This window comes from Bradyrhizobium sp. Kon10 (assembly GCF_055807395.1).
Genome location: NZ_JBVVOZ010000105.1, coordinates 1 through 872, shown reverse-complemented (window position 1 = coordinate 872; position 872 = coordinate 1). Strand labels below are relative to the sequence as shown.

At 58.9% G+C, this 872-nt stretch carries 1 protein-coding gene; it reads left to right on the top strand.

Annotated elements, in window-relative coordinates; translation table 11 throughout:
- A partial coding sequence (locus AC0L2O_RS36250; protein ID WP_473373128.1) for a phosphotriesterase family protein occupies positions 1-397 on the top strand: 397 nt, incomplete at its 5' end.
- Between the last annotated feature and the right edge of the window lie 475 nt (positions 398-872).

Here is an 872-nt window from a genome sequence, read left to right as displayed (position 1 = left end):
GAAGCAGGGCGCTCCCATGGATCGCATGGTGATGAGCCACATTGACCGGACGATCTTCGACGAGGATCGACTGCTGCGCCTTGCCGATACGGGCTGCGTCATCGAGTTTGACCTGTTTGGCATGGAGCAGTCCTACTACAGTCACGCGGATATTGACATGCCGAACGATGCTGTACGCCTGCGCCTGATGCGGGCACTGATCAAGCGCGGGCATCTCGAGCAGATCGTTATCAGTCACGACATCTGCCACCGCACGCGCCTAACGCGTTTCGGCGGGCACGGCTATCAACACATCTTCGCCAATGTGATCCCGATGATGCGTCGCCGCGGCTATAGCGAGACGGAGATCGACACGATCATCGTCCGAACACCTAAGCGGCTTCTGACCTTCGTCTGATCCATTCTCGGGCCTCGAGCGGCAGCATCCGAGCGCGTTCGCCGGTTGAAATCGGTCGAGCGGCCTGCGGGATCGGTGGGGGCCTCCCTTCCGGGCAAATTGTGCCGAGGGCCGGTGATGGAGACCAACCTCGATGGCTAACTCCCTTCCCAGGACCGCTGGCTTTGCATTGTTGGGCCCGTGAAAGATGAGAGCATGCGTTGTCGGAACGGTTCGCCGTGGCGCCTCAACAGCGCTCGAAATAATCAATGAGTGGCGAAGCCCCCCAGGCACCTCGAACCGGGAGCGTAGGACGATAACCTTCGTCGTCGCGCTCAGGGCGACTGGCATGAGTTGCGCCGATGGCTCCCGAGTTTAAGTCGTACAACATATTCCGACTGACCAGTGACTATGGTTCGAAGGTGATCGAAAAGGATGAAATCGGTCTCGATGCGATCGGTGATCGCGCGATCAGCAATCTGGTCGCCCGATTTTT